This is a genomic window from Arthrobacter sp. SO3, from assembly GCF_020532825.1.
Classification (GTDB): Bacteria; Actinomycetota; Actinomycetes; order Actinomycetales; family Micrococcaceae; genus Arthrobacter.
This window is the reverse complement of sequence record NZ_MQTS01000078.1, coordinates 1-8,908: the sequence shown is the minus strand read 5'-3', so window position 1 is coordinate 8,908 and position 8,908 is coordinate 1. Positions and strand designations below refer to the sequence as shown.

The 8,908-nt window shown below is 66.8% G+C and carries 7 protein-coding genes; 5 read left to right on the top strand and 2 right to left on the bottom strand.

Annotation, left to right across the window (positions count from 1 at the left end; genetic code table 11):
* The first annotated feature begins 118 nt into the window (after window positions 1-118).
* Complete coding sequence (locus BJQ90_RS08380; protein WP_226759834.1) at window positions 119-2,293, top strand: acyl-CoA dehydrogenase; 2,175 nt, start codon at window positions 119-121, stop codon at window positions 2,291-2,293.
* Window positions 2,294-2,384: 91 nt separating this feature from the next.
* On the opposite strand, the gene glgA is transcribed toward BJQ90_RS08380, so the two are convergent.
* Window positions 2,385-3,590 carry a glycogen synthase gene (glgA, locus tag BJQ90_RS08375; protein ID WP_226759833.1) on the bottom strand — a complete coding sequence of 402 codons (1,206 nt, stop codon included), beginning with the start codon at window positions 3,588-3,590 and terminating at the stop codon, window positions 2,385-2,387.
* A gap of 96 nt (window positions 3,591-3,686) precedes the next feature.
* Here glgA and glgC point away from each other — a divergent pair, with 96 nt between their 5' ends.
* The 3 genes from glgC (at window position 3,687) to BJQ90_RS08360 (ending at window position 7,197) form a co-directional block, all read left to right on the top strand.
* Window positions 3,687-5,102 (top strand): glucose-1-phosphate adenylyltransferase, encoded by a 1,416-nt coding sequence (gene glgC, locus BJQ90_RS08370; RefSeq protein ID WP_226759835.1) that lies wholly within the window; start codon window positions 3,687-3,689, stop codon window positions 5,100-5,102.
* Between the two features lie 72 nt (window positions 5,103-5,174).
* On the top strand, window positions 5,175-6,638 hold the full coding sequence (locus tag BJQ90_RS08365; protein WP_226759832.1) for an SDR family NAD(P)-dependent oxidoreductase: 1,464 nt from the start codon (window positions 5,175-5,177) through the stop codon (window positions 6,636-6,638).
* 88 nt (window positions 6,639-6,726) lie between these two features.
* Complete coding sequence (locus BJQ90_RS08360) at window positions 6,727-7,197, top strand: pyridoxamine 5'-phosphate oxidase family protein (protein ID WP_226759831.1); 471 nt, start codon at window positions 6,727-6,729, stop codon at window positions 7,195-7,197.
* 83 nt (window positions 7,198-7,280) lie between these two features.
* Here the strand turns inward: BJQ90_RS08360 and BJQ90_RS08355 are convergent, their stop codons facing one another.
* The gene (locus BJQ90_RS08355) at window positions 7,281-7,733 is read right to left on the bottom strand and encodes a universal stress protein (RefSeq protein WP_226759830.1); all 453 of its coding nucleotides are present in this window, start codon (window positions 7,731-7,733) and stop codon (window positions 7,281-7,283) included.
* 493 nt (window positions 7,734-8,226) lie between these two features.
* Here BJQ90_RS08355 and BJQ90_RS08350 point away from each other — a divergent pair.
* Window positions 8,227-8,908: response regulator (locus tag BJQ90_RS08350; protein ID WP_226759829.1), on the top strand; the 682-nt coding region annotated here is incomplete at its 3' end.

Here is an 8,908-nt window from a genome sequence, read left to right as displayed (position 1 = left end):
CCCCCGAGCAGCCGGCCCGGTCATCCGCGGGCCGGCCTGACCCGGATCCATCCAGCCACGACGCCACCACCGGCACGAGGCCACCACCGACCTTGTCAGAACCACAGAAGGAAACGACATGACCGAAATAGTCGACCGCCCCGCGGGCGCCACTTCGACGAAAACTGCCCCGACGCGCGCCGCGTCCCCCAAGGCGGCCGCGTCCAAAACGGCTGCTGCCCAGGCGGCCGCGTCCGCAGCGCCGGCCCCCGTCGTCGACGTCGAGGCGCTGGGCGAGCTGCTCCTTGGAAAGTGGGCCGACACGCGCCGGACCGCACGGGCGCTGGCGGCGCGGCCGGAGCTGCACAAGACAGAGGGCCTGACGCACACCGAACACCGCCAGCGCGTCTTCGGCCAGCTGAAGATCCTGGTGGAGAACGGCGCCGTGCACCGCGCCTTCCCCGCGTCGGTCGGGGGCGCCGACGAACACGGCGGCAACGTGGCCGGCTTCCAGGAACTCGTCATCGCCGATCCCTCGCTGCAGATCAAGGCCGGAGTCCAGTGGGGCCTGTTCGGCTCTGCCGTGAACCACCTCGGCACCGCGGAGCACCATGCCAAGTGGCTGCCCGGCATCATGAACCTGGACATTCCGGGCTGCTTTGCCATGACGGAGACCGGGCATGGCTCCGACGTCGCCAGCATCGCCACCACCGCCACCTATGATCCGGCGACCGAGGAATTCGTGGTGCACACGCCGTTCCGGGCTGCCTGGAAGGACTACATCGGGAACGCCGCCGTGGACGGCCTCGCCGCCGTAGTCTTCGCCCAGCTCGTGACGGGCGGCGTGAACCACGGTGTCCATGCCTTCTACATGGACCTCCGCGATCCGGAAACCAAGGCGTTCCTGCCCGGCATCGGCGGCGAGGACGACGGCGTCAAGGGCGGGCTGAACGGCATCGACAATGGCCGGCTGCACTTCACGCACGTCCGGATCCCGCGCACCCACCTGCTGAACCGCTACGGCAACGTCGATGCCGACGGCAGCTACAGCTCCCCCATCGCCAGCCCGGGCCGCCGCTTCTTCACCATGCTCGGCACCCTGGTCCAGGGCCGCGTCTCGCTCGACGGCGCTGCCGTCACCGCCTCGAAGCTGGCCCTGAAAACGGCGATCCAGTACGCCACGGAACGCCGCCAGTTCAACGCGTCTTCGCAGACCGACGAGGAAGTGCTGCTGGACTACCAGCGGCACCAGCGGCGCCTGTTCACCCGCCTGGCCAGGACCTACGCCGCGGGTTTCGCGAGCGAACAGCTCCTGGAGAAATTCGACGACGTCTTCTCCGGCCGCGCCGACACGGACGAGGACCGCCAGGACCTGGAGACCCTCGCCGCGGCCCTCAAACCGCTCAGCACCTGGCATGCCCTCGACACGCTGCAGGAATGCCGGGAGGCCTGCGGCGGCGCCGGGTTCCTGATCGAGAACCGCTTTGCCTCGCTGCGCGCCGACCTTGACGTCTACGCCACCTTCGAGGGTGACAACACCGTCCTGCTGCAGCTGGTCGCCAAGCGGCTGCTGGCCGACTACGCCAAGGAATTCCGGAACGTGAACTTCGGGGTGCTCACCCGCTACGTGGTCGGCCAGGCCACCGGTGCCGCCATCCACCGGACGGGCCTGCGCGGCGTCGCCCAGTTCATGGCCGATACCGGGTCGGCGCAGAAGGCGGCCATCGCGATCAAGGACGAAGCGAGCCAGCGCGCCCTGCTGACCGACCGGGTGCAGACCATGGTCGCCGATGTCGGCTCGGCCCTGAAGGGCGCCAACAAGCTGCCGCAGCAGCAGGGAGCGGCCCTGTTCAACAGCCACCAGAACGAACTCATCGAAGCTGCCCAGGCGCACGCCGAACTGCTGCAGTGGGAGGCCTTCACCGAAGCACTCGGCAAGGTCACCGACCCGGGAACCAGGAAAGTCCTGACCTGGCTGCGCGACCTCTTCGGGCTGTCCCTGATCGAGGAAAACCTGTCCTGGTACCTGATGAACGGCCGGCTCTCGATGCAGCGTGCCAGGACCCTGGGCGACTACATCAACCGCCTGCTCGTGAAGATCCGCCCGCACGCCCTGGACCTGGTGGACGCCTTCGGGTTCGGCCCCGAACACCTCCGCGCCGAGATCGCCACGGGCGCCGAAAGGGACCGCCAGGACGAGGCCCGCGGGTACTTCCGCGCGCAGCGCGCCAGCGGCGACGCCCCGGTGGACGAGAAAATCCTGCTGGCCCGCAAGAGCCACGGGTCACACGGATCAAAGGCGCGCGGCGCCTGACCCGGCCGGAGTACAACGACGGCGCCGCCCCCTTGGCCGGGGCGGCGCCGTCGTCTGCTCTTGTGTCCTCTTGCTCGTCCGGTGCCGGCGGTCAGGAACCCGCGGGGAGCACCGAGCGGTAGACCTCAAGGGTGGTTTCCGTGATGGATTCCCAGGAGAAGTGCTCCTCGGCCCGGCGCCGGCCGGCCTCCCCCATGGCGCGTGCCCGCTCGGGATTGGACACCACCTCGATAAGCGCCCCGGCGAAGTCGGTGACGAATTTCTCCGGGTCCAGGGGGATGCCCGTACCGTCCGTGACCTGCTCGATCGGAACCAGCAGTCCGGTCTCGCCGTGCTGGACCACTTCGGGGATTCCGCCGGTGGCACTGGCCACCACTGCGGCGCCGCAGGCCATCGCCTCGAGGTTCACGATGCCCAGCGGCTCGTAGATGGACGGGCACGCGAACGCGGTCGCGTGGCTGAGCACCTGGACGACTTCGTTGCGGGGCAGCATCCTCTCGATCAGGATGACGCCGCTGCGCTGGGTCTGCAGCTCCTCGATCAGGCGTGCCGTCTCGGCTGCCAGTTCCGGAGTATCCGCGGCACCCAGGCACAGCACCAGCTGGACGTCGGCCGGAAGCTTGGCGGCGGCCCGCAGGAGGTACGGTACGCCCTTCTGCCGGGTGTTCCGCCCCACGAAGACAACGCTGGGCCGCTCCGGATCAATGCCGAGTCCGCGGATGATGTCATCACCCTGATCCCGGTTCCACTGGCTGACATCGATGCCGTTGTGCACCACCTTGACCTTGGCAGGGTCCACCTCGGGGTAGCTGCGCAGGATGTCCTGGCGCATGCCCTCGGACACGGCGATGATCGCGGCCGCTGCCTCGTACGCGGTTTTTTCCACCCAGGAGGAGAGGGCGTAGCCGCCGCCGAGCTGCTCGGCCTTCCACGGACGCAACGGTTCCAGGCTGTGGGCGCTGAGCACATGCGGAATGCCGTGCAATAGCGAAGCGATATGCCCGGCCATGTTGGCGTACCAGGTGTGGGAGTGCACCAGGTCCGCGCCGGCGATGTCCGGGACGATCCGCAAATCAACCCCCAGGGTCTGCAGTGCGGCGTTCGCCCCGCCGAGATCCTCGGGCACGGCGTAGGACGTCACCGTCGCACCGTGGTACTCCGGCTCACGGGGCGCGCCAAAGGCGCGCACCTGCAGATCCACGTGTTGGGCCAGCACCCTGCTGAGCTCGGCCACGTGGACCCCGGCGCCGCCATAAATTTCGGGCGGGAATTCTTTGGTCACAATGTCTATACGCACAAACCCCAAGGTAGTCGTTACGGTGGAACTGATCTAGTGTGAAGACGTTCGGGCGTGCCGGACTGTTTTGGGGAAGTACAAAGGCGTTCAGGAGCGATCACCATGCCGAATAAAAAAGTTCTGGCCATCGTCCTCGCAGGTGGCGAGGGAAACCGGCTCATGCCACTGACGGCGGACCGGGCCAAACCCGGTGTGCCGTTCGCGGGAAGTTACCGGCTCATTGACTTTGCGTTATCCAACCTGGTCAATTCCCGCTACCTGCAGATCGTTGTCCTGACCCAGTACAAGTCGCACAGCCTGGACCGCCACATTTCCGAAACCTGGCGGATGTCCACACAGCTGGGCAACTACATCGCCTCCGTCCCCGCACAGCAGCGGGTGGGCAAGAGCTGGTTCCTCGGCAGCGCCAACGCCATCTACCAGTCCCTGAACCTCATCCATGACGCCAACCCGGACATCGTCGTCGTCGTAGGCGCAGACCACGTCTACCGGATGGACTTCGCCCAGATGGTCGACCAGCACGTCGCCAGCGGCGCCAAGGCCACCGTGGCGGCCGTCCGCCAGCCGCTGCACATGGCGGACCAATTCGGTGTCATCGAAGTGGACCAGAACAACCCGGAGAAGATCGCGGCCTTCGTCGAGAAGCCGTCCTCCACACCGGGACTGGCCGCCGACCCCAGCCAGTTCCTCGCCTCCATGGGCAACTACGTCTTCAATGCCGACGCGCTCGTCGAGGCCCTGCACGTCGACGCCGAACGGCTGGACACCAAGCACGACATGGGCGGGGACATCATCCCCTACTTCGTCGACAAGGGCGAGGCCGGCGTCTACGACTTCACCCTGAACGAGATCCCCGGCTCCACCGAACGCGACCGCACCTACTGGCGCGACGTCGGCACCATCGACTCGTTCTACGATGCGCACATGGACCTCATCTCGCCCGTGCCGGTGTTCAACCTCTACAACTCGGAGTGGCCGATCTACACGCGGCAGAGCATCTCCCCGCCAGCCAAGTTTGTCCGTGGCCAGAAGAACACGGTCGGCACCGCCCTGGACTCGATCGTCGCCAGCGGCACCGTGATCTCCGGCGGCATCGTGGAAGGCTCCGTGCTCTCCAACGACGTTTACGTCGGCACCTCCAGCCGGGTGCTCGACTCCGTGCTGATGGACAAGGTCAACATCGGTGCAGGCGCCGTCGTCAAACGCGCAATCATCGACAAGAACGTCAAGGTCCCGGCGGGCGCCGCGATCGGCCTCGACCACGAACTGGACCGGGCCCGCGGTTTCAAGGTCACCGATTCCGGCATCACCGTGCTCTCCAAGGGGCAGCTCGTCCCGGAACCGGGCGACGCGGAGCGCCAGTTGTCGGCCGCCAACCTGATTCTGGTGCCGGATGCGGTCAGGGCCGCCACGGAGCACTGGCCTGCCCTGCGGGATTCCGTGGACAAGGTCGCGGAAGTCCAGGCCGCCGCCGTCGGCGTCACGGCTCCGCGGTCAACCCACGCCCCCTAAGGCTGGTCCCCTGCAGCGGGAGCCCGGCGCCGCCGTCGGCCCGGGCTCCCCGCAGGCTGTAAAATTGGGGCAATGAGCTCCCCCGATCTGCCGTCCGATCTGACGCCCGAGGAAATCCAGGCCTGCCTGAAGGTCCTGAACACCATCCACGTCTTCGACGAGGAGCACCCGGACTACGTCTCGGTGCGCCGCGCCACCGGAAAGATGTTCAAGGCCGTCAAGCGCCACCGGCGGGTCAGCAAGCGCGATCTGATCGCGGACGCGGACCGTGCCGTGATTGCCCAGACCGCGACGGCGGCCCCGGACCGGATCGACGACGAAACCCGCGGCAACAAGCTTGCCCCCTCGACGACGGGGAGCATCGCCGGGCACCTGATCAAGTCCCGGCCCTGCTATGTCTGCAAGCAGCATTACACCCAGGTGGACGCGTTCTACCACCAGCTCTGCCCGGACTGCGCCGCCTTCAGCCACAGCAAGCGCGACGCCCGCACGGACCTGACGGGTCGCCGCGCCCTCCTGACCGGCGGCCGGGCCAAAATCGGTATGTACATCGCGCTGCGGCTGCTCCGCGACGGCGCCCACACCACCATCACCACCCGCTTCCCCAAGGACGCCGCCCGGCGCTTCGCCGCCATGGAGGATAGCGGCGACTGGCTGCACCGGCTGCGGATCGTCGGCATTGACCTGCGCGATCCGTCCCAGGTCATGGCGCTGACCGATTCCCTGGACGCCGCGGGCCCGCTCGACATCATCATCAACAACGCAGCCCAGACCGTACGCCGCTCCGGCAACGCCTACAAGCCGCTGGTCGACGCCGAGGACGAGCCCCTGCCCGCCGCCCTTCACGCCGCCAACGGAGGGCCGGAACTCGTGACCTTCGGCCACGCCCACGACAAGCACCCGCTGGCCCTGGCAAGCACCGTGCTGGAGCACCCGGTCCTGGCCGGGGACGCGATCACCTCGCTGGCGCTGTCCACCGGTTCAGCGTCGCTGGAGCGCATCGCGTCCGGCACCGCGATCGACGCCGGCGGCCTCGTTCCGGACGTGGCCAGCATCAACAGTTGGACGCAGGTGGTGGACGAAGTGGATCCCCTTGAGATGCTCGAGGTCCAGTTGTGCAACGTCACCGCCCCCTTCCTGCTGGTCAGCCGGCTCCGCGGGGCCATGAAACGCTCCACCGCGCGGCGGAAGTACATCGTGAACGTCAGCGCCATGGAAGGCCAGTTCTCGCGCGCCTACAAGGGCCCCGGCCACCCGCACACCAATATGGCCAAGGCGGCGCTGAATATGATGACCAGGACCAGCGCCCAGGAAATGCTGGACGCCGACGGCATCCTGATGACCGCCGTCGATACCGGCTGGATCACGGATGAGCGCCCGCACTACACGAAGGTGCGCCTGATGGAGGAGGGCTTCCACGCCCCCCTGGACCTCGTCGACGGGGCCGCCCGGGTCTACGACCCGATCATCATGGGCGAGTCAGGCGAGGACCAGTTCGGCGTCTTCCTGAAGGACTACAAGCCGAGCCCCTGGTAGCACGCTGCGCATAGCAGAGTCCGCCGGCGCGGCCTACGGGCCTTATGGCCCTAATGAGGGAACCGGACAGTACGTAACGTGGGTCCACATGAACACAGAGACGACACCTGCGCCCGAATTCGGACTGTCCATTGACCAGTGCTGGGTACTGCTGGACACCGAGGTCGTGGGGAGGATCGCCCTGATCGTGGACGGCCATCCGGAAATCTTTCCGGTGAACTTCGCGCTGGAGCGCCGCTCTATTGTCTTCCGCACCGCCGGGGGCACCAAGCTGTGGGCGGCGATGACGGCCAAGCCCGTCGCTTTCGAAATCGACGGCTACGACACCCACGAAAAGCAGGCCTGGAGTGTGGTGGCGCGCGGCGAGGTCGTGCTGATTGAAAGCCGGGAGGAGAAAGCCGCCGTCGACGCGCTGCTGCTTGAACCGTGGCAGCCGGGCGACAAGGACTACTACGTCCGGCTTTCCCCGAAGGCACTGACGGGGCGCCGGTTCACAGTCAACAACCCGGACCTGTGGAGCACCCGGCTGTCGGATCCCCGCCGGGCATCCTTCGAATAGGGCAGTGCCCGTATCGGGCCGTGTTCGTATCGGGCAGTGTTCGAACCGGAGCCTCCCGGGCGGACCGCCCGGGAAGCTCCGGACTACTTGTCTGCCCTGGCTGCCGGTGAATGGACGACCAGTACGGGGCAATGGGCATGGGCCACAAGGGCCGAGCTGACGGAACCGATCAGCATTCCGCCGAAGCCTCCGTGTCCGCGGCGACCCACCACCATCATGTCGGCGTCCCGGCTGGCGTCGATCAGGGTGTGCCGGGGGTGTCCCTGGACGAGGCGGGACTCGACATTGGCAGGCTTTTCCGCTCCGAAGGCCTTTTCCACCGTCTCCTGCAGGATCTCCCCGGCACGCACGTCGAAGTCGTCAATGCCCATGGCAACATAACCGTCGTAGACCGGAGGAACGTCCCAGCTGGCCAGCGCCACCAGCGTCGCTGAGAGCGGCACGGCCAGGCTCTGGGCCAGGCGCAGCGCCTCCACCGATGCATCGGAGCCATCAACCCCCACCACAATGGTCCGGATGTCCCTGGCTTCGGTCATGGCAGATCCCTTCGTCATACAGCTGGCGCGTCCAGCCTACAATGCCGCCCCGTCCACTGGAGCAGCTAGGGCCAAAGGTCATGGGGAAATGGGGCTGGGCCCTGCCCGGCAGGACCAAGGACCCTTGTCGGGGCCTCGGGCGGGGAGGATTATGGCAGTCGTCGGTAACGCAGCCGGCTGCCGTCCGGACCAAATGACTCGGCCAGCCAAATGACTGGACGGGCCAAATGACCGGACAGCGGGGAGCATGTGGCCAGCTGGAGTGGGCGACGGAGCCAACTGCGTCAGCAACAACGAACGACAAGGGGAATTGGGTTAGCAACAATGAACGACAAGGGGAATTGCGTTAGCAACAATGAACGACAAATGGAATTGCGTTAGCAACAATGAATGACAATGGATTGAGCAGGCATGACCAGCTGCCGCGATCCGTTGAGCAGGCTGGGGAGCACCGCACCATACATGGCAGCGCAAGCTGCCGGACAGGAGAATCATGATTGCCTGGGCAGATGCAGGTCTCGCTGCACCCGACGGGGCGCCGTCCGTCATCCGTGTGTTCATCCTGGATGACCACGAACTCGTCAGGCGCGGACTTCAGGAGCTTCTCGAGGGCGAGGGTTTCGTTGTGGTGGGAAGTTCCGGGTCCGCCGTCGAGGCGACCCGCCGCATCCCCGCCCTTCATCCGGATGTCTGTGTCCTCGATGCCCGGCTGCCGGACGGGACCGGAATCGAGGTCTGCCGCGACGTACGCTCGGTGGACCCCTCGCTGAACTGTATCATCCTGACAAGTTTTGACGACGAACAGGCGCTGCGCGGAGCCGTGCTGGCCGGCGCGAGCGGCTACGTCCTGAAAGAAATCGGCGGCACAGACCTGATCGGTGCACTGCGCCGGGCGGCCACCGGTGAGTCGCTCTTCGCGGAGGGTGTCGCCGCGGGCATCGTTGACAGCCTGGTCCAAGCAGACGAAGTGGACCCCCGGACCTCGGCCCTCACCCCCCAGGAGCGGCGGGTGCTGGAGCTGGTGGGCGGCGGGCTCACGAACCGCCAGATTGCCGCGGAAATGTTCCTTGCGGAGAAGACCGTCAAGAACTACGTCTCCTCACTGCTCGCCAAACTGGGCTTCGAACGGCGGACCCAAGCGGCGGTATTCATCGCCGGCCCCTCCTCCCCCGCCC